This window comes from Paraburkholderia sp. BR14320 (assembly GCF_040948665.1).
Classification (GTDB): Bacteria; Pseudomonadota; Gammaproteobacteria; order Burkholderiales; family Burkholderiaceae; genus Paraburkholderia; species Paraburkholderia youngii.
In genome coordinates, this window is record NZ_JBFPKG010000015.1 from 45150 (window position 1) to 70381 (window position 25232).

Below are 25232 nucleotides of genomic sequence, written 5' to 3' on the forward strand. Positions count from 1 at the left end.
TCAGGTGCGTTCGGGCGCCTCGGTGCGATCGTCATGATCGTCGGACTCCGTCGCATAGCGACGCGATTGGCCGAGTTGCCGGCGCAATTCGTTAACCTCGTTCTTCAGATCGATCATGCGCAGTTCGCGGCCGATCGCCACCTTGTTGAACCGCTCGAGTTCCTCGTTGCGCGCGCGCAGGTCTTCCTCTGCGCGCGCACGTCCGACCACCGCCCAAGTACGCTCGGCCATCAGTTCGAGAAACATCAGTTCCTCGGGCGCCCACGTGTGCGCGGTGTCGAAGTGCATCGTCAGCGCGCCGAGCACGCGGCCCGACTGCACGAACGACATGTTGGCCCACGCGCCGATGCCGAGCGCGTGGCACGCGCGCCGCTCGGCCGCGCTTGCGGCGGGATCGGCCATCACGTCGTTGCTCCAGCCGCTGCGGCCGGTGAACAGCGCGGCGGTGAGCGCAGGCCCGGCGTCGTTGATCGCGCAGCGGCGGCCCAGCATATCGGCCGTGCCCGCGAGCGCGTCGGTCGCGACGATTTCGAGTTCGTCGGGGCCACGCGCTTCCGAGTAGTTGACGCGCGCGGCGCCGAACTGCTGACGCAGCATCCGGATCGCCGTCGAGCGGGTATTGCGGTATCCGGACAGCCCGCGCAGCGCGTTGGCGAAGCGCACCATGAAATCGTGCATCGCGCTTTCGCGCAGCACCCTTTCCGCGTGCTTCAGGTCCGAGATGTCGGTTACCGTGACGGCCACGCCGCTCGTGCCGGTCTGCGACAGAAACGGGCGAATGCGCCGCAGGAACCATCCGCCGCAGGCATTGCGCACCTCGGCTTCGCGCGGTGTCCCGCTCTGCATCACCGCGAGCACGTCGCGCAGGAAATTCACGTCGTCGACCTTCGGCGAAATATCGGCGATGCCGCGACCGACGTCGCCCGTTTTCAGCGGAAATATCTCGCAGATCGAAGGCGTGAACCAGCGCACGCGCAGCGTCTCGTCGAGAAACATCGCCATCACCGCGCCGGCGCTCAGCACGCCGCTCTGCATCTCCAGTTCCGCAATCTTGCCGGTGAGCCGCGCATTGGCCTGGTTCAGGTCGTCGTTGACGAGATTGAGCTGCTCGTTCGCGGCTTTCAGTTCCTCGTTGAGCACCTGCAACTCTTCGCGCGACGCCTCCAGTTCCTCGCGCGAGATGCGGATCGCTTCGCTCCACTCGCTGGAAGCCGCGACATCCGCAGCGTGGCTCGGCAGCGCAACGGGTTCGGTGGCACCGGGCCGAATCTCGCGCGCGCGGGAAATGAACGCTGCGAGCAGCCGCGGCGCGGCGCCGTTTTGCGCGCCTCGAATCGGTGTCAGCCGGATCTGGAACGCGTGCGTGATGTTCCCTTCGTCACGCAGGCCGTTGACGATCGTCGGCTGACCGTCTTCGAGCGCCATCTTCGCGGCCGCCTTCAGGCTCGACGCCAGTTCGCGCTGCGTCAGTTCGAGCAGATTGTCGGTTGGCTGGCCGGCTGGGACGCGCAGGAATTTTTCCGTATCGCCATACACACGCAGCACGCGGAATTCGTCGTCGATCAGCACCGAAGGGAAATCCCGCTGCGAATGCGCGCTCGAATGACCGATGAATGGCACGGCGCTCGCGCGCAAGCTTGTCGCGACACGCAACGGGAAGCGGACCTCGACGTCGCTCGCCGGGCCTGTCTTGCGGTAAATATGCCAGCGGCTCGACACGACGTTGAAACCACCTTGCCGCGACAACAGCGGCTCGCCCTTGCCGAGAAACAGATAGCCGCCCACCTTCAGCGAACTGTGCAGCAGGAACACGACGCGCTTGACCGCTTCGGGATCGAGATAAATCAGCAGGTTGCGACAAGTGACCAGATCGAGGTTCTTGAACGGCGGATCGAGCAGCAGGTCCTGTGGCGCGAATACCATCTTTTCGCGCAGGTGGCGTTTGACGCGCCAGTTGCCGTCGGTGGAATAGAAGAACTTCTGTTGACGTGCCGCGGAGACGTTCTTCAGCGCGTCGCCCGAAAACGCGCCGCGGCTCGCGCGCGCGACGATCTCCGGCGACGCATCGGTCGCGAACACCTGGAAATCGAACGGACGGCCGGTGTTTTCAGCATGCTCTTGCAGAAGCATCGCGACCGAATACGCTTCTTCGCCGGTCGCGCAGGCTGGTGTCCAGGCCCGCACGACATCGCCCGCGCGGCGCTCGCTCAGCATCGGCTCGATGACCTCATGCCGCAGCACGTCCCAGGCGGGCGCATCGCGGAAGAACTCGGTCACGTGAATCGGGATGCCGCGGATCAGCGCTTCGAGTTCCGCGGGGTCGTCGCGCAACAGCGACTCGTAGTCGCCGAACGATTCGGCGCGCCGTAGATCCATGCGCTGCTGGATGCGCCATAGCAGCGGGGTCGCCTTGTAACCACCCAGATCGAAGCCCGCCTGCTTGCGGATCATCCCGACGATCTCATCGAGCGTTCGCGTAATCTCGCCGGTCCACGCGACTTCATTGGCCGGCCGCACATAGGCGGGTGACGCGCAGCGCAGCAGCTGTTTCGCGATCTCGCCAACCGGCAGGATATAGTCGGCGGCGCCGCGCGAAATCACCGCTCTCGGCATGCTGTCGTTCATCGTGGTGACCGGGTCCTGCACGAGCACCACGCCGCCGGCACGCTTCACGCAGATCGCGCCGGCCGCGCCATCGGTGCCGGTGCCGCACAGGATCGCGGCGAGCGCATGGGAGCCGCGATCTTGCGCGAGGCTTTCAAGGAATGCGTCGATGGTGTCGATGCCGGGGCGGCGGCTGCCGCCGTCGACCGGCCGCGTGCGAAAGAGGCCGCCTTCGAGAGTCAGCACGTCGTCGGAACCCGCGACGTACACGTGGTTCGGCTCGGGACGCTCGCCGTTGTTCGCGGCACGGACCGGCAGCAACGTCCACTTGCTGACCAGATTCACGAGCTCGTTCGATCCACCCGGCAGCTGGTGTTGCACGACGACGAGCGCAAGCGCAGGTTCGGCGGGCAAAGCCTGAAGCAGGCAATGCATCGCCTCGATGCCGCCGGCGGATGCGCCAATGCCAACGACGTGGCAGCTTTCCGCTGGCGCGGAAGCTTGAATCGGAGTCGCCATGAGTGTGAGCTTGCGCAGGAACGTCGTATCGTGCCGGCCATGTCCGGCACGCCTGTCCTAGATGTTCATCATATGCCTGTGCGTGGTTCGCGGCGCTTTCGTCCCGCGTGGCTGATTTGTGGCGGAGGCTGAAGACCGGGGTCGGCGCAAAGGACGTTTTCACCGGCGACGGCGCAATAAAAATGCCCGGACGGCATATCGCTTGCTCATAAAGTTGACTGACACGAAAGGCCCGCTTTCGAGTCCTGCTTCCACGTCCCGGAGTCCACTTGACCCACCGCGATTTCATCGTAATCGGCACGTCCTCGGGAGGGGTCGACGCGCTGCGTGCGCTTGCGTCGCAGCTTCCCGTCGATATGCCCGCCAGCATCGCCGTCGTGCTGCACATCGGCGCGCACGGCAGCATGCTGCCCACGCTTCTGAACCAGGCCGGCCCGCTACCCGCCAAGCACGCGCAGGATGGCGAACATTACGCGCCCGGCAGAATTTACGTGGCGCCGCCCGATCGGCACCTAGTGGTAGAGGACGGCCAGCTGCGGCTGCTGCATGGCGCGAAAGAAAACTTCGCGCGCCCCGCGATCGACCCGCTATTTCGCAGCGCGGCCGCGCAGATGGGACCACGCGCGATCGGCGTGATCCTGACCGGCCTGCTCGACGATGGCGCGGCGGGCCTCGAAGCGATCCAGGCGTGCGGCGGCACGACGGTCGTGCAGGACCCCGATGACGCGTTCGCGAGCGAGATGCCACGGCACGCAACGCCCTTCGCCGACCACGTGCTGCCGCTTCAGCAACTGGGCCCATGCTTGGTAAAACTGACCGGCGGCATTGCCAATCCGCCGGTAAATCTCGGCCCGGCGCAACGCGAGGCCTCCGACCGCGTCGTCCTCGAACAGCGCGCGTGGCTGTCCGGCACCGCGCCGTTCGACGCGATCGAGGGACTGGCGGCGCCGTCGACTTTTACATGCCCCGAATGCAACGGCACGCTGTGGCGCATCACCGCTTCGCGCGTGCTGCGTTACCGCTGCCATACCGGCCATGCATACTCGGCCGCATCACTCGACGACGGCCGCATGACCGATGCTGAGATGTCGCTGCGCAATGCGCTGCGGGCGCTGCGCGAGCGCGAAATGTTCAGCCGTGAGCTCGGCGCACACTTCGCGGCGATAGGAGACACCGCCGCACAACAACGCGAGGAGGACAACGCCCGGCGCGCGGGCCACGCGGCCGAACTCTTGCAGTCGATGCTGCTGGAAAAATGAGTGCAATGCGGGATAATAGCGATCCGGGCCGAGCAAGAAATGGGCTCGTTGCCCTATAAAAATCCACCGCTGAACACTATCCTTTTCCAAGAAGGGACACGCAGCCATGTCAAAGAAGCGAGGGCAAACTCTGCCTAGCCAGGCACTCTATCCGATCGTCGGTATCGGCGCATCGGCGGGGGGGCTTAACGCGCTGACGGAATTCTTCGAGGCGCTGCCCGCGCATACGTCGATGGCCTTCGTCGTGGTCGTTCACCTGTCGCCGGACCACGAAAGCAATCTGGCCTCGCTGCTGCAGAAGGTCACCAGCATGCCGGTGCAGCAGGTCACGGGCCCCACGCAAATCGAATCGGACCACGTTTATCTGGTCGCGCCCTCGTTCGAAATGATCATGGTGGACGGCTACCTGCGCGTCACGCAGAAGCAGTCCGAAGAAGGACGCCGCGCGAGCATCGATCTGTTCTTCCGCACGCTCGCCGAGGCGCACCGCGAACGCGCGATCGGCATCGTGATGTCGGGCGCGGGCTCGGACGGCTCGGTCGGCCTGTCGCGCATCAAGGAAATGGGCGGCATCACGCTCGTGCAGGACCCTTCCGAAGCCGAATACGACAGCATGCCGCGCAGCGCGATCGCGACCGGCATGGCCGACTTCGTGATGACCGCGGCGGAGATGCCGCAGCGCCTGCTCGATCTGTGGTCCACCGCGCGGGAAATCCACCTGCCGGCCGTGCAGCCGGACGAGCCCGAGGAAGATACGGTCAACGAGTCGGCCGAGCGCGCGCTGCGCGAGATCATGGTGATCCTGCGCACCCGCACCGCGCACGACTTCCGGCATTACAAACGGGCTACGGTTCTGCGCCGTATCGAACGCCGGCTGCAGGTCAACGGCATTACGGATTTGCAGGCGTATCGCGATTATCTGCATCTGCACCCTGAAGAAACGCAGGCGCTGCTGCAGGACATGCTGATTAGCGTCACCAATTTCTTCCGCGACAAGGAAGCGTTCGACGTGCTCGAGCGCGAGGTGTTGCCGCCGCTCTTCGAAAACCGCGGCGAACAGGACCGCATCCGCGTCTGGTCGGTGGGCTGCGCGACCGGCGAGGAAGCCTATTCGCTGGCAATGCTGCTGCAGGAGCGCTCGCTTAAGTCGCCCGAGGGCGTGTCGTTCCAGGTATTCGCAACCGACATCGACGAGCGCGCCATTTCTTTCGCGCGCACCGGTCTGTATCCGGACTCGATCTCGGCCGACCTGACGCCGGCGCGCATCCGCCAGTTTTTCACGAAAGACGCCGCGCACTTCCGGATCAAGAAGGAACTGCGCGAACACATGCTGTTCGCGCACCATAACGTGCTCAGCGACCCGCCGTTCTCGCGGCTCGACATGATCTGCTGCCGCAATCTGCTGATCTATCTGGACCGCGAAGCGCAGATCGAAATTCTGAAGATGTTCCACTTCGCGCTGCGGCCGGGCGGCGTGCTGTTCCTCGGCAGCTCGGAGTCGGCCGACAGCGTGAGCTCGATGTTCACCGTGGTCGACAAGCGCAACCGCATCTATCGCGCGAACATGGCCGTGCGCGGCGACACGCCAGTGCCGATCGCGATTTCGGGCACGATGAGTTCGCGCCCCCTCGTCACCACGGTGCAGCCGCCGGGGCGCCGGCGCTTTTCGTTCGGCGATCTGCATCAGCGGCTCGTCGAGCAATATGCGCCGCCCAGCGTGCTGGTGAGCCGCGAATCCGAAATCGTTCATCTGTCCGACCGCGCCGGGCGTTTTCTGCAATATTCGGGCGGCGAGCCGTCGCATAACATCGTGGCCGTCGTGCGTCCGGAACTGCGGCTCGAACTGCGCACCGCGATCTATCAGGCCTTGCATACGAACCGCAGCGTCGAAGCGCGCCGCGTGCGCATCGAGCGCGATGGCCGTTCGTACTTCGTCAACATGACCGCGCGGCCGGTGCACGACCCGGAAGCGAACGCGGACTTCGTGCTGGTGCTGTTCGACGAGGTCGAAGACAGCATGGCCAACGCCGAAACGGCGTCGGTCGACGTGCAGAAAGACCCGATCATCAGCCAGCTCGAACGCGAGCTGCAACGCACGAAGGAGCAGCTGCAGTCCACCATCGAGCAGTCGGAGACCTCGACCGAGGAGCTGAAGGCGTCGAACGAGGAATTGCAGGCGATCAACGAGGAACTGCGCTCGGCGACCGAGGAGCTCGAGACCAGCAAGGAAGAGCTGCAATCGATCAACGAAGAGCTGACCACGGTCAACGCGGAGCTGAAGTCGAAGGTCGAGGAAACCGGCAAGATCAACGACGACCTGCACAACCTGATCGCCGCGAACGACATCGGCACGATCTTCGTCGATCGCAACATTTGCATCAAGCGCTATACGCCGCGGGCCACCGACGTGTTCAGCATCATTCCGTCGGACATCGGGCGCTCGCTGCTCGACATCACGCACCGCCTCGAATACGACAAGCTGGCCGACGACGCGGCCGAAGCATTCGACTCGCTGCGCCTGATCGAACGCGAGCTGAAGAGCAACGACGGGCGCTGGTATCTCGCGCGCTTCGTGCCCTACCGCACCACCGAGGACCGCATCGACGGCGCGGTGCTGTCGTTCATCGACATCACCGGCCGGCGTCAGGCGGAAGACCGGTTGCGCGAAGGCGAGCGGCGCATGCGCATTGTCGCCGAGGGCACCAAGGACTACGCGATCATCACGTTCGACGAAAACGGCGTGATCAATAGCTGGAACGCCGGCGCGGAACGGATTTTCGGCTATTCGGAAGCCGAGATGATCGGCCAGTCCGCCGACATCCTGTACACCGACGAAGACCGCGCCGCGAACGTCGCGCAACGCGAGTTCGCCGAAGCGCGTTTGAACGGCCGCGCCGAAGAGGAGCGCTGGCATCTGCGCAAGGACGGCACGCGCTTTTTCGCGAGCGGTGTGCTGTCCCGTCTCGACGAGCCGGGCATCAGCGGTTTTGCCAAGATCACGCGCGATCTCGGCGAGTTCGCCAGCGACCCGACCTCGGGACGCGGCACCCCCGTCGAAACGCTGCGCGCGGCGAGCGAGCGCGAAGCGCAGCGGCGCCGCGACGAATTCCTGGCGGTCGTCTCGCACGAGCTCAAGCATCCGCTGAACCTGATATCAGCGAGCGCCGAACTGATCGCGCGCGCGCCGGAAACGCGCCAGAACCTGAACGTGTCGCGCGCGACCGATACGATCCGCCGCACCGTGATCGGCCAGGCGCAAATCATCGACGATCTGCTCGATATTTCGCGCGTGCGCACCGGCAAGCTTTCGGTCGTGCGCACCGTGGTCGACATGCGCGAGATCGTGCAGCGCGTGTGCAGCGCGGTGCAGGACGATGCCGCGCAGCGCGGCATCGCGTTGAGCGTCGAAGTGACCGATGCGCCCGTGATCATTCATGCGGATCTGACGCGTATCGAGCAGATCGTGTGGAATCTGATCAGTAACGCGCTGAAGTTCACGCAGCGCGGGTCGATCCAGGTGTCGTTGCAGGTCAATGAGCACGCCGAGGCCGTGCTGCGCGTCAGCGATACCGGCACCGGCATCGAGGCCTCGCTGCTGCCGCATATCTTCGAGATGTTCCAGCAGAGCCGCGATCCGGCCTCGCGCCGCGGGGGCCTCGGCATCGGCCTTGCGTTGGTGCGCGATCTGGTCAACCTGCACGGCGGCGCGGTGCGCGCGGAGTCGGACGGCGTCGGCCGCGGTGCAACGTTCACGGTGACGCTGCCTACCCACCGGCTCGCCACCCGCACGAGCGCGGGGATCGAAATCACCGGCGAGCCGCTGAAAGGCACGCGCATCCTGATGGTCGACGACGACGCCGCGACCGTCGAAACCTTCAAGCTGCTGCTGGAAAGCGAGGGCGCCGAAGTGCGCACCGCGACGAGCGGCGAGGAAGCGCTGACGATCATCAACGGTAACGCGCCCGATATCATCCTGTCCGACATCGGCATGCCGGGCATGGACGGTATGGAGTTCATCGGCAAGCTGCGCGGCATGCCGGCGATGAAGTCCGTGATCTGTATCGCGGTCAGCGGCTTCGGCCAGCAGGCGGACGTCAGCGCGGCCGAAGATGCGGGCTTCGACGCGCACCTGAAAAAGCCGGTGGTTCTCGAAGACCTGCTGAGCATTTTCGCGCGGCTGCGCAGTTGAATCCGCCGCCCCGGCGGTGCGCAGCGCGTCTAGCCGTTGCTTTGCGACGGCGATGCGTTGCGCGACCCGGCCCTTGCAACGGCCGCGTTTACCTTGATCGGCGGCTGCTTGTCGCCGAACGGCGGCTCGACGACGAAGCGCTCTATCACGCCCGGCTCGAACACCAGGCAGCAAGTCGATCCGCCGTACTGGAAAAACCCCAACTCATCGCCCTTTCGGACGCGTTGCCCCGGCAACGCCTCGATGATGCACGACGACACGTCCGCCATGCCGACGAACACGCACGCCACCTGCCCCACCGCCGGATCGTCGCATTCGATCACGATCACCGCGCGCGCCGCGAGCGCCGTGATGTAGCCCTGCGAATCGTTGAGCCCGCTCGGGTCTTCGCCTTCGCTATCGGCGGTCGAATAGTAGCTGCCGTCCGCCGCATACGCGCGCGAGATCACGCCACTGACCGGCGCATGCCAGCGGTGATAGTTGAACGCGCTCAAAAACGCCTGATACACCGAGCCGCCCTCGAAGCGCCGCGCCAGTTCGCGTTCGCGCGAGCTCAGCATGTCTTCGAGCGAATACGGCTGCGACTTGATCCAGAACGTGTCGCGCAGCTTCACGCCGTGCTGCACGTTGTACGGCGTCGCCTCGCACGCGCTGACGATCAGCCTGTCGTTGTCCGGCTCCTCGACCGGCCGCATGCCGGGACGAAAGCGCCGGGTGAAGAAATCGTTCCACGACGTAAAGCCCCAATACGGTTGCTCGGGATCGCAAACGAATTGGGCGAGGCCGATCCGTTGGTCGGCCTCGGAACTGAACCAGCCGTCGGGCGAGGACGGATTCAAATGTTCGCGTGAATGCGGACCGCTCAGAAAACCGCACCAGCAGTTCAGCACGTGTTTGAGTTGCGCGTTGAGCGCCGGGTCGCGAAACAGCGCATAGCCGGACGGCATGCACATCGGCCAGTCGAGCACCGCGTTCAGCGGACAATGAATCAGATTGGATTCGCTGAACGGCGGCGCGTACGTCATCAGGTAATCGACGACCGTCATCAGCTCGTCGATCGTTGCATAGCCGAGCACGTAGCCCGCTTGCTGTGCCTGCATGATGGCCCGCGTCATATCCATGCGCAGCACCGGGTCGCCTTCGATCAACGCCGCGAGTTCCGCGACGGCGCGGGTGCGTGGCGCGGTGCGCGCACGTTCGCGCGCTTTCGCAGCCAGCGCGGTCCGGTAGCGCGCGAGATGCGCTTCCTCGCTCGGCAGCCATCCTCCGAGCCGGCGCCGTTGCGTGCGCGGGCTCGCCACTTCGTCGTTCGTCATGCTTGGCCTTTCTGGTCTGAGTTGGGGGTCATTTGGCGCGCGGCGTGCCGAGGCTGTCGTCCGGTTCCTTGCGCCCGCCACGGATCTGCTCCACGCAGGTCGCGACCGCCTCGGCCACGTTGGCCACTTCCTGCTGCATGTCCTCGTCGCGATCGAGCGCTTCATGGCTGGTCGCGTAAGGCTCGTAATAGCCGATAAAGCGATCGAGCCGCGACTTCGCGCCCGCTTCGACGAAGCCCATCCAGTCGAGCCAGTCGGCGAGCGCCCTGCGCGAGTCCTCGATGCCGGCGACGTCGCCATGCACGACGACGCCATAGGCCCGGCCCGCCAGATGTTTCGGATAGTCCCAGCCGGCCAGTTCGAGACGCTTCGCTTCGTCGGGTTTCTTGCCGTGCGTCGAGGTGGGATCGGGATTGCCGCCGTCGGCGCAAACAAGGCGATCCATCATCAGCTTCAGCGGCGCGGACACCTGATACCAGTAGACCGGCGTCACGATCAGCACGCCATGGCAGGCGGCAAAGCGCTCGTAGATCTCGTTCATCCAGTCGTTGACGAGCCCGAGCGAATGGTTCGGATAACAGCTGCATGGCCAGTGACACAGCGGCATCGCGGTCGACACACAGCCTTTGCACGGGTGAATATGCAAGTCGCGATCGGAGTTCAGCTGCGACAGGTCGAGGAAATCGACGTCGAAGGTCCGGCGTTCGAGCGCCTGTTGCGCGATCTTCGCGAGCCGGAAGCTCTTCGACATCTCGCCGGGGCACGTGTAGTCGTTGCGCGAGGACGCGTTGATCACGAGCACGCGCGAGCGCGTCGCCGGATCGCGCTGTAGCGCCTGCGCCGCCTTCACGCGCTCGCTCGCCGCGCGCCATTCGACCGACAGGTCGTAGTCCGGGTCGGCGAATTCCGGGCCGGCTTTTTCGGTGACCGGCGCCTTGCGGCCGTGTGAGTAAGCATCCCACGCGATCGCTTCGAGCCGCGCGAGCGATGCGTCTTCCGCACGGAACGCCGGGTCGTAGAAGCGGGCCATGAAACGCTCGCGAAACGCTTCGCGAGACATTGCTTCGGTTACCTGACCTTTGCGGACTTCGACGGTATGGATGTGATCGGGCGGTTTTGCAGGCGGGCTCATGGCTGAATTTGTAAGCAGTAGTAGAAACGCAGGTCAGCAAGGGCTATTCCAGCGCCGCCCCGTCGCGCGCCGCGACGGCGGAACGGAGCTTGCTATCCGCCGGTATGGAATCGAACCAGCGCCTGCTCGTCATCTCACCGCATCTGGACGATGCGGTCCTCAGTTGCGGACTTCTGCTCGCCGCGCATCCCGGCACGGTCGTTTGCACGGTTTTCACCGCGCCGCCCGCCGAGAAGATCACGACCGACTGGGACCGCGCGGCCGGTTTCGCCGACGCATTCGAAGCGATGCGCACGCGTCAGGCGGAAGACCGGGAGGCGCTGGGATTGCTGTCGGCGATACCCGTGCATTTGCTGTTCCGCGACGCGCAATACCATGCGTCGCCCGGCGCGGACGAGCTGATTACGGCGTTGAGCCAGACCGTTGCTCATGCGAAACCCACGCGTGTCCTGATGCCGTTGGGCCTGTTCCACTCGGATCACGTCATGGTGGCCGATGCCTGTCTGGCACTGATGCGGCGCCAGCCTGCGATGCGCTTCATCGCCTATGAGGACGTGCCCTATCGGCGCATACCCGGCGTCGTGCAAGCGCGCCTATGCGACCTCGCGACCCGCGGCTATGCCGCTGACGCGCCGCACGCGCTGGACGTGCCCGGCACGACGCAACACGAGCGTATGAAGCGCGCGGCACTCGACGCCTATCGCAGCCAATTGCGCGCGTTCGGTCCCGAAGGACAGGCGAGCCTCTTTTCGGCCGAACGCTATTGGCAGCTCGGCCACGGTGAATCCAGTCGACACCCGCAAAACGCGTGACGCACGGCACGGGGTTTGCTTCGCCGTCGCTGTCCAACCGTCGAAGCGATTGCACAGCATGCGAACAAAAACCGCCCACCCGCGCATTTCGATTGTCGTTCTCACGTATAACCGTGCGGGCGAATTGCTCACCACCCTGGAACGTCTGCTCGCATTACCCGAAAGCCCGCCGATCATCGTCGCCGACAACGGCTCCACCGACAACACGGTCGCACTCGTCGAAGCGCGCTATCCGAGCGTTCGCATCGTCGAATGCAACGGCAATCTCGGCGCGGCGGGCCGCAACCATGCGGTCGCGTGCGTCGAGACCGACTATGTCGCGTTCTGCGATGACGACACCTGGTGGGAGCCCGGCTCGCTCGAACGCGCGGTGCAATTGCTCGACGCCTGGCCCCGCGTCGGCGTGCTCAATGCGCGCGTGGCCGTCGGCGCTGACCACGCGACCGATCCGACCTGTGCGTTGATGCGCGCGAGCCCGCTGGGACGTGTCGGCCTGCCCGGGCCTGCTTTGATCGGCTATATGGCGGGCGCGTGCGTGTTTCGTACCGCGCTGTTTCGGGAGGTCGGCGGCTATGAGCCGCGCCTTTTCATCGGCGGCGAGGAAACGCTCGTTTCACTCGACGTGCTCGCGTCGGGACATGCGATCGCCTACTGCGAGCAGTTGACGCTCCAGCATCGTCCGTCGGCGGTGCGCGACAGCGCGTTGCGGCGACGCATGCTCGCGCGCAATGCCGCGTGGGTGGCATGGCTGCGTCTGCCGTTGGGCGAAGCGTTGAGCGCGACGTTGCGCGCCCTCGACGTATTCGCGCGAGAAGGCACGCTCGTGCGCGACGGCATCGAATTGCTGGCTGGGCTTGCGTGGACCGTGCGAGAACGCCGGGTGGTCCCGCAGTCGATCCTCGCGATGCGCGACCGCGTGCGCGCGGCCGAGCGCAATCTCGACGCGTCCGCAACGACGTCCGTGGTAGGAAGCCCGACGCGCCGACCTGAGACCTGAATCACGCGCTATCCTTATCCTGGCAACGTCGAGTCAGCGCTCGACGGCACAGGCGCGAGCCGACGGATCGCGGCGATCAGTTCTTCAGGCGGCACGGGCTTGTTCAAATGTGCGTCGAAGCCCACGCCGCGCGCGTGCTGTTCGTCGAGTGCGTCCGTGTAGCCGGTCAACGCAATCGCGGGCAGTGGCAGTGGCCTGCCCGGCAAGGACGGCCGCTCGCCTTCCAGTTCGCGCAAGCGGCGCAGCACGTCGTAGCCATCTTCGCCGGCCAGCACCAGATCGCAGAGCAGCACCTGCGGCCATTGCGTCGGGTCCGTCGCGCGCAGCCAATCCAGCGCTTCGCGGCCGGATGCGAACAGCCGCACACGTGCGCCGCTCGTGCTCAGCACCGCTTCGAGCGCGTCACGCGCTTCTTCCTGATCGTCGATCGCGAGCACGAAGAGGCCGTCGAGCGAAGCTGGCTCGGCCGAATCCGCGCCGGTGGACTCCGAAGCCAATGGCGGCTGCGCATCCGCGACCGGCCGCAGCGGCAGCATCGCCACATACGCGAGCCGCCCATTCAGCGGGGTCAGCGTGAAGCTGCCGCCCGCAGCCGCCAGCGCGCTTTCCAAATGCCGCGCCGTCGCCTGCGATAGCTCGGCCGGTTTGTCGCCCATGCCAAGCACGCTAAACCATACGTGATTGCCGTGACGCTCCGCGCGCAATGCGATGCGCTGTCCCGGCTGCGCCTGCGCGATCTCGTTGCGGCACAACTCGGCGATCAGCGGCTGCAGCACGCTCGGATCGCCGGTCACGCGCAGTTCGTTGTCGGTCGGCTCTGCGTAGACGACCACGCGCTGCGCGGCGATCTCGTCGTGCAACGCATCGATCACACCCGCCGTCAATGCGCTGACGCTGACCGACCGAGCAGTCAGCCGGCGCTGCGCGTGTTCGAGTTCGCCCTGCTGCCATTGCAGCGACCACATCTTCGCGTACACAGCCTCGCGCGCGAGCAGCTCCCGATGCGTGCCCTGCTCTACCACCTGGCCATGCTCCATCACCAGAATCCAGTCCGCGTCGACGACAGTAGAGAGCCGATGCGCGATCACGATCGACGTACGGCCTTGCGCGAGACGCGTCAGCTCGGTCTGGATCGCGCGCTCGGAGCGCGTGTCGAGCGCCGAGGTCGCTTCGTCGAACACGATGATGCGCGGGTCCTTCAGGATCGCGCGCGCAATCGCGATACGCTGCCGCTCGCCGCCCGACAGCCGCACGCCGCGCTCGCCAACGCGCGTGTCGTAGTGATCGGGCAAGCGCTCGATGAATTCGTCGAGCTGCGCGGCACGCGCGGCGCGAACCACGTCCGCACGTGTCGCCGACGGACGTCCATACGCAATGTTGTAGGCGATCGTTTCATTAAACAGCACGGTGTCCTGCGGCACGATGCCGATCGCCTCGCGCAGACTGCGCTGCGTGACCTGGCTGATGTCTTGCCCGTCGATGCGGATCATGCCGCGCTCGGGCCGATAGAGCCGGAACAACAGCTTCACGAGCGTCGATTTGCCCGAGCCGCTGCCGCCGACCACCGCGAGCGTCTTGCCCGGATACGCATGGAAGTCGACATCGCGCAGCACCTGACGCGCGGTGTCGTAACCAAAATCGACGTGCTCGAACTCGATCAGCCCCGCGCCGACCTTCAGCGGCTGCGCGTCGCGGGCATCGATATCCTCGCCGACGCGGCCGCGCGCGGCCAGAATCACGAACATGCGCTCGACGTTGACGAGCGCGTCGTTGGTCTCACGAAACACGAAGCCGAGCGTGTTCAACGGCATGCAGACCTGAATCAGGTAGGCGTTGACCAGAATCAGATCGCCGACGCTCATGCTGCCGGCCACCACGTGCTGCGCGGCGAGCAGCATGACCCCCGCCACCCCGAGCGCGATCACCGCGCTCTGTCCCACGTGCAACGCGGTCAACGCGTTCTGGTTCGCGATCCGCGCGTGGACCCACTTTTCCAGCACGTCGCCGAGCCGCCGAGTTTCGCTGTCTTCGGTCGCGAAGTACTTGACCGTGTCGTAGTTCAGCAGACTATCGACGAGCCGGCCGTCCGATTGCGCTTCGAGCAGATTGACCGCGCGCTGGAACGCGACGCGTCGCCGCGTGAACACGAACGTATAACCCGCATACAGCACGAAGGTCGCGACGATCACGAGCATGAATTCGCGCGCGTAGGCGTGCACCATGATCGCGACGATCACCGCGATCTCGAAGAAGGTCGGCACGATCGTAAACAGCGCGGTGCCGAGCAAAAATCCGATACCGTCGGCGCCTTTCTGCACGTCGCGCACGATCGCGCCCGTCTCGCGCCGCGCATGAAAGCGCGCGCTCAACCGATGCAGATGCGCGAAGGTCCGCTCGGTCAGCGCCGCGACCGTGCGCTGCACGACGATGCTGAACACGACGTCGCGCGCCTCGTTCAACGCGTCGCCGAGAAAGCGCAGCAGCGCATAGGCGAGCACGAGGAACACCGGAAACGCCGCATGCGCGAGCGGATGGCCGAGCTCATCGACGATGTGCTTCAGCGTGAGCGGCATCAGCACGGTCGCGAGCCGGGCCGTGATCATCAGCGCGAGCGCCCCGCTGGTCTGCCAGCGATAACGCCATACCGCATGCGCGAGATCGCCGACGATTCGGCGCGTCAGTTCGGAGCGAGGCGGCGGGACGGAATTCGGCATGGGATCCTGGTCGGGGGGCGCGCTCGGATAAAAACGTCGCACAAATGGGGCGTCCAGCAAGTCATGCGCCCGGCGGCGAGCGAAAAATGACCGGTGTACGGCAACTCTCGCCGCGCAACTCTTACCTGTTCATTGCGCGCAATCCTCCGCCCATCCTAGTACCGCCGCGCCATCAGCGGTGCGAAGTTACATGATCGTATGTAGAAAAAGGGAACGCCACAGCGCTTCCCTGTCTGCACGAAAAAGGGCACGCCACAGCGCTTCGTCCGTCCGCACCAACGTCTACCGTCGTTTCCCGGCACCGCAGGATCCGAATGGCACAGCGAATGCTCGGGGCCGGTGAAACGATTCCTCAATATCGAAGAACGCGCATCTCAGGAAGGAGTGCAAATGAAGATCGCCCTGATCAGTGAACATGCGTCGCCACTTGCTGTCGCCGGTGGCGTCGATAGCGGCGGCCAGAATATCTACGTCGCGAACGTCGCGCGTCAGCTGGTGGAAATGGGCCATCAGGTCGACGTGTTCACGCGTCGCGATCGCGCACTCGTGCCCGAGCGCGTCGACATGGACGGCGTACGCGTGATTCATGTGCCTGCCGGACCGCCGCGACAATTGCCGAAGGAACAATTACTGCCGTTCATGGACGAGTTCGCCGCGTTTCTGATCGGGTTCTTTCGGCGTGAACCTCAGCCGTACGACGTGATGCACGCGAACTTCTTCATGTCCGGTCTCGCCGCGCTGAAGGTCAAGGCTGCGCTCGGCGTGCCGCTGATCACGACCTTTCATGCGCTCGGCCGCGTGCGGCGCATCCATCAAGGCGCGAATGACGGCTTCCCCGACGAGCGCTTCGCGATCGAAGACGAACTGGTCGCACGCTCGGACGTCGTCGTCGCCGAATGTCCGCAGGACCAGGCCGATCTGCTCGAACACTATCGCGCCGATCCCGCGCGCATCCAGATCGTGCCGTGCGGTTTCGACGATGAGGAGTTCCGGCCCGTCGAGCGCGAAGCCGCCCGCCATGCGCTCGGCTGGAGCCCGCACGACTTCATCGTGCTGCAGCTAGGCCGGCTCGTGCAGCGCAAAGGCATCGACAACGTGGTACGCGGCGTGGGCGTGCTGAAGCACACCTTCAACGCGGCAGCGCGGCTGTACGTGGTCGGAGGCAATTCGGACGCGCCCAACGAAATCGCGACACCGGAGATCGCGCGCCTGCGCGAGATCGCACGCGAATGCGGTGTCGCGGACGAGACGTGCTTCGTCGGCCGGCGTGGTCGCGCGCGGCTGCGCTACTTCTATAGCGCCGCCGACGTGTTCGTGACGACGCCGTGGTACGAGCCGTTCGGCATCACGCCGGTCGAGGCGATGGCCTGCGCGACGCCGGTGATCGGCGCAGATGTCGGCGGCATCCGCTATTCGGTGGTCGATGGCGTGACCGGCTTTCTGGTGCCGCCGCGCGATCCGCACGCGCTCGCGGCGCGTCTCGACCACTTGCGGCGCGACCCCGCGCTCGCGCGCCGGATGGGCGAAGCGGGCCTCGAACGGGCGCGGACCGGCTTTACCTGGCGCGGCGTCAGCGAAGCGCTCGCGCAAATCTATGCACGCGCGGCAAGGCTCGCGCCGAGCAAAACATCGCTCGACGTCGGCTCCGAGCCGGCGCAGCTACCGCTGCGAGCAGCAGCCGGAGCGTCGTTCCGTTGACGACGGCGCACGCCGCGCGAACGCGCACGGCGTGCGCATTTGGAACGCGCCGCGGCCGGTCCAGCGGCTACGGCGCGCCTTTTTCCGACTTTCGGCCCACGCTCGCAAATACCACCAACCATCATGACGGTACCCGCTGTATTCATCGACAAGGACGGCACGCTGCTCGAAGACGTGCCCTACAACGCCGATCCCGCGCTGATGCGTTTCGCGCCCGGCGCGCGCGAGGCGCTCGCGCTGCTCGCCGCCTACCCTTATGCGTTGTTCATGATCAGCAATCAGTCCGGCATCGCGCTCGGCAAGTTCGAAGACAAAGCGCTGTTCGCGGTTGAACACCGGCTGCGGCAGATGTTCGCCGAGTGCGGCGCCACGCTCGCCGGCGCGTACTGGTGTCCGCATCATCCCGAGGGCAGCGTCGAGCGTTACGCGATCGTCTGCGACTGCCGCAAGCCCGCGCCCGGCATGCTGCTGCGCGCGGCCAAAGAGCATGAACTCGATCTCGCCCAAAGCTGGTTCGTCGGCGACATTCTCGACGACGTCGAAGCAGGCAATCGCGCCGGCTGTCGCACGATCCTGCTCGACAACGGCCACGAGACCGAATGGCGGGCCGGCCCGCAGCGCACACCGAATGCGCGCGCGGCCGATCTGCACGAGGCCGCGCAACGCGTCGTGTTGAGCGGCTTGCCGCCGGGCAGCGCGGCACGCCGCAAGGAGGCGCCGCGGTGAACGCACCTCTGCCACTTGCGCCGCCCACGCTCGCTCATGCGCGCGTGCCCGATACGTCGCAGCCGGTGTGCTGGGGCGACGAGGTCAAACGGATTCTGTGCGTGCGCCTCGACAATCTCGGCGACGTGCTGATGACGACGCCCGCGCTGCACGCGCTGCGCGAGTCCGCCCAAGATCGCCATCTCACGCTACTCGCGTCGCGCAGCGGCGTCGCGCTCGCGCCGTTTCTCGACGACGTGGACGACGTGATCGAATACGACGCGCCGTGGGTCGCGCCCGCGTCGAACGTGACGCGCGATCTGCTCGACGATCATCGGATGCAGCAGCGGCTGAAGCGCGGCTGCTTCGACGCGGCGGTGATTTTCACCGTGTATAGCCAGAGCCCGTTGCCGGCCGCGATGCTGTGCTATCTCGCGGGGATTCCGCGCCGCCTCGCGCATTGCCGCGAGAATCCGTACTCGCTGTTGACCGACTGGCTGCACGAACCGGAGCCGCAGCAGCGCACGCGGCACGAGGTGCAACGCCAGCTCGATCTGGTGCGTCACGTCGGCGCGCAGTCGAACGACACCGCGATGCGTTTTCGCGTGCCGCCCGCCGCGCGCCGGTCGCTCGACGCGAAACTGACGACCCTCGGCATCTCCCGTGACGACGAGTGCATCGTGCTGCATCCAGGGGCGACCGCCGCATCGCGCCGCTATCCGCCCGAGCGCTTCGGTGAAGTCGCCACACGGCTCGCGCGCGAAACCGGCGCCCCCGTGCTGTTGACCGGCGGCGCGAGCGAGCGAGCGCTCGTCGAGGCCGTGATGCGCGCCGCTGCTCCAGGCGTGTGCCCGCAGCTACACGACCTGAGCGGAGCACTGACGCTCGCCGAGCTCGCCGCGCTGCTCGAACGCGCAAGCGTGCTCGTCTCCAACAACAGCGGCCCCGTGCATGTCGCGTCCGCGCTCGGCACGCCGGTCGTCGATCTTTACGCGCTGACCAACCCGCAGCACACGCCGTGGCAAACGCCGCAACGCGTGCTGTACCGCGACGTCGAATGCCGCTGGTGCTATCGCAGCGTGTGTCCGCACGGGCATCACGCTTGCCTGCTCGGTGTGCCGATCGAAGAAGTCGTGCACGCGGCACTCGAATTGCGGCACGCGCATGCGAACGCGCCGCGTCGAGGCGCAGCCGGGCGCACCGGCCGCGCCGATGACACGAGCACGCCGTCGCTGACGGATCAGCCAACCATTCCCTGAACTCACTCCCACTGCTAACGCCATGTACACACTCGGAATCAATGCGGTCTATCACGACAGCGCGGCCGCGCTGCTGCGTGACGGCGTGGTGCTCGCCGCCGCCGAAGACGAACGTTTCACGCACGTCAAGCACGCGAAACGTCCGGTGCCGTTCTCGACCTGGCAGCTGCCGTTCGACGCGATCGACTACTGCCTGAAAGCCGCCGGCATCACGCTCGCCGACATCGACCACGTCGCTTACTCGTACGACCCCGCGCTGTTCGGCGGCATGCCGAACAAGCCGGGCGCGACGATCGAGCTGCCGTTCGATCCGGCCGGCACGCGTCCGGACAATCCGTCCGCGTCGTCGTGGGATCCGCTCTTTCTCAGCTATATCGCGAACGCGAAGGGGCAGTTGCTCGACGGCGCGCCGCATCATCTGCGCAAGCGCTTCCAGGGTGTGGATCGCGAGCACGGCTTTGCGTGGCACTTCGTCGAGCACCATCTCGCGCACGAAGCGAGCGCGTTTCTCGCGGCGCCGTTCGACGACACCGCCGTGCTGACGATGGACGGCCGCGGCGAAGGCGTGACGACCAGCATGGGGCAATTCGTCGGCGGTGAGTACACGCGTCTGAAACAGGTCGAGTTGCCGCACTCGCTCGGCTTGCTGTACGAAGCGGTGACCGACTGGCTCGGCTTCCTCCACTCGTCGGACGAGTACAAGGTGATGGCGCTCGCGTCGTACGGCAAGCCGGCCTATGTCGACGTGTTTCGAGAGATCGTCAAGTACCGCCAGGACGGCAGCTATACCGTCGATGCGCCGCGTCTGACCGAGCGCTTCGGTCCCGCGCGCGAACGTGGCGGTCCTCTTGAGCAACGCCACTTCGATATCGCCAATTCGTTGCAGCGCGTGCTCGAGGAGACCGTGCTGGAACTCGCGCACTGGCTGCATCGGCAGACCGGTTTGAGCCGGCTCTCGATGGCGGGCGGCGTCGCATTGAACTGCGTGATGAACTCGAAGGTGCGCGATGCCGGGCCGTTCAGCGAAGTGTGGGTGCAGCCGGCGGCCGGCGACGCCGGCACCGCGCTCGGCGCGGCGCTGTGGACCGACTATCGCGAGCGTGCCGCGCGCGGCGAGCGCGAGCGTCGCTGGAAAATGGATCACGCGTATCTCGGGCCGGAATTCAGCGAAGCGGAAATCGAGCAGTTCCTGCGCTGGTCGAAAGTGCCGTACCGCCGCCTCGACGATATCGCCGGCGAGACCGCCGATCTGCTCGCGCAAGGCAAGGTGATCGGCTGGTATCAGGGCCGCACCGAATTCGGGCCGCGCGCGCTCGGGGCGCGCTCGATCCTCGCGTCGCCGATCGATCCGCACATGCAGGCGAAGCTCAACGAGATCAAGGATCGCGAAGACTTCCGCCCGGTCGCGCCGGTCGTGATCGAAGAGGAAGCAAACGACTGGTTCGTGAACGGTCAAACCGCGCCGTTCATGCTGTTCATCTTCGACGTGCGCGCCGACAAGGCCGAGCGTATTCCCGCGGTGCGGCATGTAGACGGCACCGCGCGCGTGCAGACCATCAACCGCGCGCAGCACCCGCTGTACTACGACCTGCTGGCCGCGTTCAAGCAGCGCACGGGCGTGCCGATCCTCGTCAATACGTCGTTCAACACGCGCGGCGAGCCGATGGTGAATTCGCCGCGCGACGCGGTCGAGTCGTTCTGGACTTCGCCGCTCGACGCGCTCGTGATCGGCCCGTTCCTCGTCGATAAGGCGGGGGGCCGCGTATGAACGCGTCGGTCATGTGTCCGGCGCCACTGCATGGCGGCGTGGCCGCGCGCTACAGCAGTGAGGATGCCGAGGAAACCGGCCGCACGCTGCGCACGCCGTCGTGCCCCGACGTGTCGGTGGTGGTGCCCACCTATCGCCGTCCACAGATGCTCGCGAACTGCCTCGACGCGCTGTGCGCGCAGCAGTTCGCGCCGCATCGCTACGAGATCGTGGTCTGCGACGACGGTCCCGACGACGCCACGCGCGCCTGCGTCGAACGGTTCGCGCGCGAACAGGCGCCGCGTGGATTGGAGGTGCACTACCTGCCGGTCACGCGCACCCAGGGTCCGGCCGGCGCGCGCAACGCGGGCTGGCAGTATGCGCGCGCGTCGCTGATCGCCTTCACCGACGACGACACGCTGCCCGATCCGCACTGGCTGACGGCCGGCGTCGCGGCGCTCGCGTCCGGCGCCACGGCGGCCGCCGGCAGGATCGTCGTGCCGCTGCCCGAGCTACCCGAGCTGCCGACCGCGTACGAAGCGGCCGCGAGCGGCCTCGCGCGCGCCGAGTTCGCGACCGCGAACGTGTGCGTCACGCGCGCGGCGCTCGTCGCGACGGGCGGCTTCGACGAACGGTTCACGTCGGCATGGCGCGAGGATTCGGATCTTCAATTCACGCTGCTTACCGCCGGCGGCCAGATCGTGCGCGCCCGCGACGCGGTGGTCGTGCATCCGGTGCGGCCCGCGCGTTGGGGCGTCAGCATCGCGCAGCAGAAAAAGAGCCAATTCGATGCGCTGCTTTACCGCAAGCATCCCGAACTGTTCCGAACGCGCATCGGCTCGCGGCCGCCGCTGCTGTATTACGCGATTCTCGCCGCCGCGTTGCTTGCGATCGGCGCTGGGTTCGCGGATCTGCCGATTCTCGCGGGCGCGGGTGTGATCGCGTGGTGCTGGTTGACCGGCTATTTCTGCGCGCGTCGGCTGCGCGGGCGCGATCACGGCTGGCGCCATGTCGCCGAAATGATCTGGACGTCCATTCTGATTCCGTTCCTGTCGATCTACTGGCGACTCTATGGCGCCATCCGTTTCAAGGTGTTCTTTCCATGACCGCACCCTCGCTGCTGGCGGCGCTCGCGCCGCGCCGTATCGTCGTGTTTCGCGCGCTGCAGCTCGGCGACATGCTGTGCGCGGTGCCCGCGCTGCGCGCGCTGCGCGCCGCCGCCCCCGATGCGCAGATCGCACTGATCGGACTGCCGTGGGCGCGCGCGTTCGTCGAGCGCTATGCGGCGCTCGTCGACGAGCTGATCGTGTTTCCGGGCGCCGTCGGTTTTCCCGAGCAGCCCGAAACGGACGATGGCTTGCCCGCGTTCTTCGCGCGAATGCGCGACCGGCATTTCGATCTGGCGATCCAATTGCACGGCAGCGGCGGCGTCGCCAACGACCTGCTGCATCGACTCGGCGCGCGTGCCGATGCCGGCTTCGTGCAGCCCGATGAGGCCACGCGCGAAGGCTGCTTCATCGATTGGCCGGATGCGCAGCCGGAGCCGGAGCGCTATCTCGCGCTGATGAGCGCACTCGGCGCGCCGGTACACGACCGGCGCCTGGCGTTCCCGCTCACCGCGCCCGACCTCGATGAGTTTGCCGCGCTGCGCGCGTATCACGGCATCGAAGACGAGCGGCTCGTGCTGATCCACCCCGGCTCGCAATTGCCGTCGCGGCGCTGGCCCGCCGAGCGCTTCGCGGCCGTCGCCGACCACCTCGCCGCCGACGGCTGGCAGATCGCGATCACCGGCACGGCCGCCGAAGCGCCGCTGACCTGCGCGGTGCTCGGCGCGATGAGCGCGCCCGCGCTGCATCTGGCCGGTGCGACGTCGCTCGGCGGGCTCGCGGCACTGACGGCGCATGCGCGGCTCGTGGTCTGTAACGACACCGGCATCTCGCACATCGCCGCGGCGATGGCGACTGCGTCGGTCGTGATCGCGTGCGGCAGCGACACGCGCCGGTGGGCGCCGCTCGATCATGCGCGGCATCGCGTGCTGGCCGACTATCCGGCGTGCCGGCCATGCATGTTCCGCGAGTGCCCGTACGGCCATCCATGCGCGCTGAACATCGGCGTCGATGAGGTGGTCGAGACCGCCCGCGAGCAGCTTGCGCGCGCGCCCGGCGCGCAGCCGGGCGCGCCCGGCAGTCTGCATGAGGGACCCGTTTCATTGTTTTACGAGGAACTGCACCATGCTGCGTAATTGCCGCCGACTGCGCGTGCTGACCTGGCACGTGCACGGCAACTACATGTACTACTTGAGCCAGACGCCGCACGATTTCTATCTGGTGACGAAACCGGGTCATCCGCCCGGTTACGCCGGCAAGGTCGGCGTCTTGCCGTGGGGCGACAACGTGCACGAGATCGCGATCGACGACGTCGCCAATCACGAGTTCGACGTGGTGCTGTACCAGCATCGCACGCACTGGGAATACGACCGCGAGCACGTGCTGAGCGCCGCGCAGCGGGTCCTGCCGCGCGTCTACGTCGAGCACGATCCGCCGCAGGAAAACGCGTTCGCGCAATGGCATTGGGTGGACGATCCCGGCACGCTGCTCGTTCACGTCACGCACTTCAACCGGCTGATGTGGGATAGCGGCGTCACGCCGACGCGCGTGATCGAACACGGCGTCGTGGTGCCCGACGGCGTGCGTTACAGCGGCGAGCTGCAGCGCGGCATCGTGGTCGTCAATCATCTCGCGCAGCGCGGCCGGCGGCTCGGCGCGGACGTCTTCAGCGAAACGCGCACGCGCGTGCCGCTCGATCTCGTCGGCATGGACGCGCAGCGGCTCGACGGCATCGGCGAAATCGGCAATCTCGATCTGGCCGCGTTCAGCGCGCGCTACCGCTTCTTTTTCAATCCGATCCGCTGGACCAGTCTCGGCCTCGCGATCGTCGAGGCGATGACGATCGGCATGCCGATCGTCGGTCTCGCGACCACCGAGCTCGCCACCGTGATCCGCAACGGCGAAAACGGCTTCGTGCATACCGACGTCGACGCGCTCGTCGACGCGATGCTCGGGTTGCTGCGCGATCCTGGCGAAGCGCGGCGGCTCGGCGAGGGCGCACGGCGCACCGCGCTGGAGCGTTTCCATATCGACCGTTTCGCGCAGGACTGGCACGACGCGCTGCTGCACGTCACCGCGTGACGCCACGCCGCTTTTCAACGCCAATGCGCTCCAACCACAGGATCACGCACCATGAAAGAACTCACCCGCAAGCGCATTCTGGTTACCGGCGGCGCCGGCTTTCTCGGCTCGCATCTGTGCGAACGGCTCGTCGCGCAAGGGCACGACGTGCTGTGCGTCGACAACTTCTACACCGGCACGAAGGACAACATCGCGCATCTGCTCGATTGTGCGAACTTCGAGCTGATGCGTCACGACGTAACGTTCCCGCTGTATGTGGAAGTCGACGAAATCTATAACCTCGCGTGCCCCGCCTCGCCGATTCACTACCAGTACGATCCGGTGCAGACCACGAAGACTAGCGTGCACGGCGCGATCAATATGCTCGGGCTTGCCAAGCGCGTGAAGGCGCGGATTTTCCAGGCCTCGACCAGCGAAGTGTATGGCGACGCGCTCGTGCATCCGCAGAAGGAAAACTACTGGGGCCACGTGAATCCGATCGGCCCGCGCTCGTGCTACGACGAAGGCAAGCGCTGCGCGGAAACGCTGTTCATGGACTATCGCCGCCAGCATGGTCTGTCGATCCGCATCGCGCGCATCTTCAACACCTACGGCCCGCGCATGCACCCGTCCGACGGCCGCGTGGTGTCGAACTTCATGATGCAGGCGCTGCGAGGCGAACCGCTGACCGTCTATGGCGACGGTACGCAGACGCGTTCGTTCTGCTACGTCGACGACATGATCGATGCCTTCATCCTGCTGATGAATAGCACCGACGATCCGGGCGGCCCGGTCAACCTCGGCAACCCGCACGAAGTGTCGATGCGCGAGATCGCGCAACGCATCGTCGCGGTGACCGGCTCCGCTTCGCCGCTCGAAACGCAGCCGCTGCCGGCCGACGATCCGTGGCATCGGCAGCCGGACATCTCGCTGGCCACCAAACTGCTCGGCTGGCAGCCGGGCATGTCGCTCGATGAAGGGCTGCTGCGCACCGCGCATTATTTCCGCGCGCGCATCGAGGCGAGTCGGCCGACCCCGCCGCAGCAGGTGGGCGAACGAATCTCGTGACGCGCAACAAAAAGAAGCGACCGCGAAGGTCGCTCGGGGAGCAGTG

The 25232-nt window shown here is 66.1% G+C and carries 16 protein-coding genes; 12 read left to right on the forward strand and 4 right to left on the reverse strand.

Annotated features, from left to right (window positions below; all coding sequences use genetic code 11):
• Positions 1-3123, reverse strand: coding sequence for a CheR family methyltransferase (locus tag AB3X89_RS16380; protein WP_368584224.1), 3123 nt, complete (start codon positions 3121-3123; stop codon positions 1-3).
• Between the two features lie 269 nt (positions 3124-3392).
• Here AB3X89_RS16380 and AB3X89_RS16385 point away from each other — a divergent pair, with 269 nt between their 5' ends.
• Together AB3X89_RS16385 and AB3X89_RS16390 are read left to right on the forward strand one after the other, a co-directional pair.
• A complete protein-coding gene (locus tag AB3X89_RS16385; protein WP_368584225.1) occupies positions 3393-4382 on the forward strand; it encodes a chemotaxis protein CheB in 990 nt (329 codons plus the stop codon).
• Between the two features lie 106 nt (positions 4383-4488).
• Positions 4489-8571: a CheR family methyltransferase gene (locus AB3X89_RS16390; RefSeq protein WP_368584226.1), complete on the forward strand. Its 4083-nt coding sequence runs from the start codon at positions 4489-4491 to the stop codon at positions 8569-8571.
• Between the two features lie 29 nt (positions 8572-8600).
• Here the strand turns inward: AB3X89_RS16390 and AB3X89_RS16395 are convergent, their stop codons facing one another.
• Positions 8601-9887, reverse strand: coding sequence for a phosphatidylserine decarboxylase family protein (locus tag AB3X89_RS16395; protein WP_368584227.1), 1287 nt, complete (start codon positions 9885-9887; stop codon positions 8601-8603).
• Between the two features lie 28 nt (positions 9888-9915).
• Complete coding sequence (locus AB3X89_RS16400; RefSeq protein ID WP_368584296.1) at positions 9916-10947, reverse strand: flavodoxin family protein; 1032 nt, start codon at positions 10945-10947, stop codon at positions 9916-9918.
• A gap of 176 nt (positions 10948-11123) precedes the next feature.
• Between AB3X89_RS16400 and AB3X89_RS16405 the strand changes: the two genes are divergently transcribed.
• Together AB3X89_RS16405 and AB3X89_RS16410 are read left to right on the forward strand one after the other, a co-directional pair.
• Complete coding sequence (locus tag AB3X89_RS16405) at positions 11124-11831, forward strand: PIG-L deacetylase family protein (RefSeq protein ID WP_368584297.1); 708 nt, start codon at positions 11124-11126, stop codon at positions 11829-11831.
• A gap of 58 nt (positions 11832-11889) precedes the next feature.
• Positions 11890-12828, forward strand: coding sequence for a glycosyltransferase family 2 protein (locus tag AB3X89_RS16410; protein WP_368584228.1), 939 nt, complete (start codon positions 11890-11892; stop codon positions 12826-12828).
• 14 nt (positions 12829-12842) lie between these two features.
• Here AB3X89_RS16410 and AB3X89_RS16415 read toward each other — a convergent pair whose 3' ends face one another.
• Complete coding sequence (locus AB3X89_RS16415; protein ID WP_368584229.1) at positions 12843-15542, reverse strand: ATP-binding cassette domain-containing protein; 2700 nt, start codon at positions 15540-15542, stop codon at positions 12843-12845.
• Between the two features lie 390 nt (positions 15543-15932).
• Between AB3X89_RS16415 and AB3X89_RS16420 the strand changes: the two genes are divergently transcribed.
• The 8 genes from AB3X89_RS16420 to AB3X89_RS16455 all read left to right on the forward strand — a co-directional run bounded on the left by AB3X89_RS16420 (position 15933) and on the right by AB3X89_RS16455 (position 25186).
• Positions 15933-17240 carry a glycosyltransferase family 4 protein gene (locus AB3X89_RS16420; protein WP_368584230.1) on the forward strand — a complete coding sequence of 436 codons (1308 nt, stop codon included), beginning with the start codon at positions 15933-15935 and terminating at the stop codon, positions 17238-17240.
• A 123-nt stretch (positions 17241-17363) separates the two neighbouring features.
• Positions 17364-17966, forward strand: a complete 603-nt coding sequence (locus AB3X89_RS16425) for a D-glycero-alpha-D-manno-heptose-1,7-bisphosphate 7-phosphatase (RefSeq protein WP_368584231.1) — start codon at positions 17364-17366, stop codon at positions 17964-17966.
• Positions 17963-19204 (forward strand): lipopolysaccharide heptosyltransferase II, encoded by a 1242-nt coding sequence (waaF, locus tag AB3X89_RS16430; RefSeq protein ID WP_368584232.1) that lies wholly within the window; start codon positions 17963-17965, stop codon positions 19202-19204. The genes AB3X89_RS16425 and waaF overlap by 4 nt, the downstream gene beginning before the upstream one ends.
• Before the next feature lie 22 nt (positions 19205-19226).
• A complete protein-coding gene (locus AB3X89_RS16435; RefSeq protein ID WP_368584233.1) occupies positions 19227-20972 on the forward strand; it encodes a carbamoyltransferase in 1746 nt (581 codons plus the stop codon).
• Complete coding sequence (locus AB3X89_RS16440; RefSeq protein WP_368584234.1) at positions 20969-22057, forward strand: glycosyltransferase family 2 protein; 1089 nt, start codon at positions 20969-20971, stop codon at positions 22055-22057. Before AB3X89_RS16435 ends, AB3X89_RS16440 begins: the two co-directional genes overlap by 4 nt.
• Positions 22054-23193, forward strand: coding sequence for a glycosyltransferase family 9 protein (locus tag AB3X89_RS16445; protein ID WP_368584235.1), 1140 nt, complete (start codon positions 22054-22056; stop codon positions 23191-23193). The genes AB3X89_RS16440 and AB3X89_RS16445 overlap by 4 nt, the downstream gene beginning before the upstream one ends.
• Complete coding sequence (locus AB3X89_RS16450; RefSeq protein ID WP_368584236.1) at positions 23183-24139, forward strand: glycosyltransferase family 4 protein; 957 nt, start codon at positions 23183-23185, stop codon at positions 24137-24139. The genes AB3X89_RS16445 and AB3X89_RS16450 overlap by 11 nt, the downstream gene beginning before the upstream one ends.
• Before the next feature lie 51 nt (positions 24140-24190).
• Positions 24191-25186 carry a UDP-glucuronic acid decarboxylase family protein gene (locus AB3X89_RS16455; RefSeq protein ID WP_368584237.1) on the forward strand — a complete coding sequence of 332 codons (996 nt, stop codon included), beginning with the start codon at positions 24191-24193 and terminating at the stop codon, positions 25184-25186.
• The last annotated feature ends 46 nt before the right edge of the window (positions 25187-25232 follow it).

Excerpts from the sequence above, each read along its gene's own strand:
- AB3X89_RS16380 (WP_368584224.1), bottom strand. The coding sequence starts at position 3,123 with ATGGCGACTCCGATTCAAGCTTCCGCGCCAGCGGAAAGCTGCCACGTC.
- AB3X89_RS16395 (WP_368584227.1), bottom strand. The coding sequence starts at position 9,887 with ATGACGAACGACGAAGTGGCGAGCCCGCGCACGCAACGGCGCCGGCTC.
- AB3X89_RS16390 (WP_368584226.1), top strand. The coding sequence starts at position 4,489 with ATGTCAAAGAAGCGAGGGCAAACTCTGCCTAGCCAGGCACTCTATCCG.
- AB3X89_RS16415 (WP_368584229.1), bottom strand. The coding sequence starts at position 15,542 with ATGCCGAATTCCGTCCCGCCGCCTCGCTCCGAACTGACGCGCCGAATC.
- AB3X89_RS16400 (WP_368584296.1), bottom strand. The coding sequence starts at position 10,947 with ATGTCTCGCGAAGCGTTTCGCGAGCGTTTCATGGCCCGCTTCTACGAC.
- AB3X89_RS16450 (WP_368584236.1), top strand. The coding sequence starts at position 23,183 with ATGCTGCGTAATTGCCGCCGACTGCGCGTGCTGACCTGGCACGTGCAC.
- AB3X89_RS16435 (WP_368584233.1), top strand. The coding sequence starts at position 19,227 with ATGTACACACTCGGAATCAATGCGGTCTATCACGACAGCGCGGCCGCG.
- AB3X89_RS16455 (WP_368584237.1), top strand. The coding sequence starts at position 24,191 with ATGAAAGAACTCACCCGCAAGCGCATTCTGGTTACCGGCGGCGCCGGC.
- AB3X89_RS16425 (WP_368584231.1), top strand. The coding sequence starts at position 17,364 with ATGACGGTACCCGCTGTATTCATCGACAAGGACGGCACGCTGCTCGAA.
- AB3X89_RS16445 (WP_368584235.1), top strand. The coding sequence starts at position 22,054 with ATGACCGCACCCTCGCTGCTGGCGGCGCTCGCGCCGCGCCGTATCGTC.
- AB3X89_RS16410 (WP_368584228.1), top strand. The coding sequence starts at position 11,890 with ATGCGAACAAAAACCGCCCACCCGCGCATTTCGATTGTCGTTCTCACG.
- AB3X89_RS16405 (WP_368584297.1), top strand. The coding sequence starts at position 11,124 with ATGGAATCGAACCAGCGCCTGCTCGTCATCTCACCGCATCTGGACGAT.
- AB3X89_RS16420 (WP_368584230.1), top strand. The coding sequence starts at position 15,933 with ATGAAGATCGCCCTGATCAGTGAACATGCGTCGCCACTTGCTGTCGCC.
- AB3X89_RS16440 (WP_368584234.1), top strand. The coding sequence starts at position 20,969 with ATGAACGCGTCGGTCATGTGTCCGGCGCCACTGCATGGCGGCGTGGCC.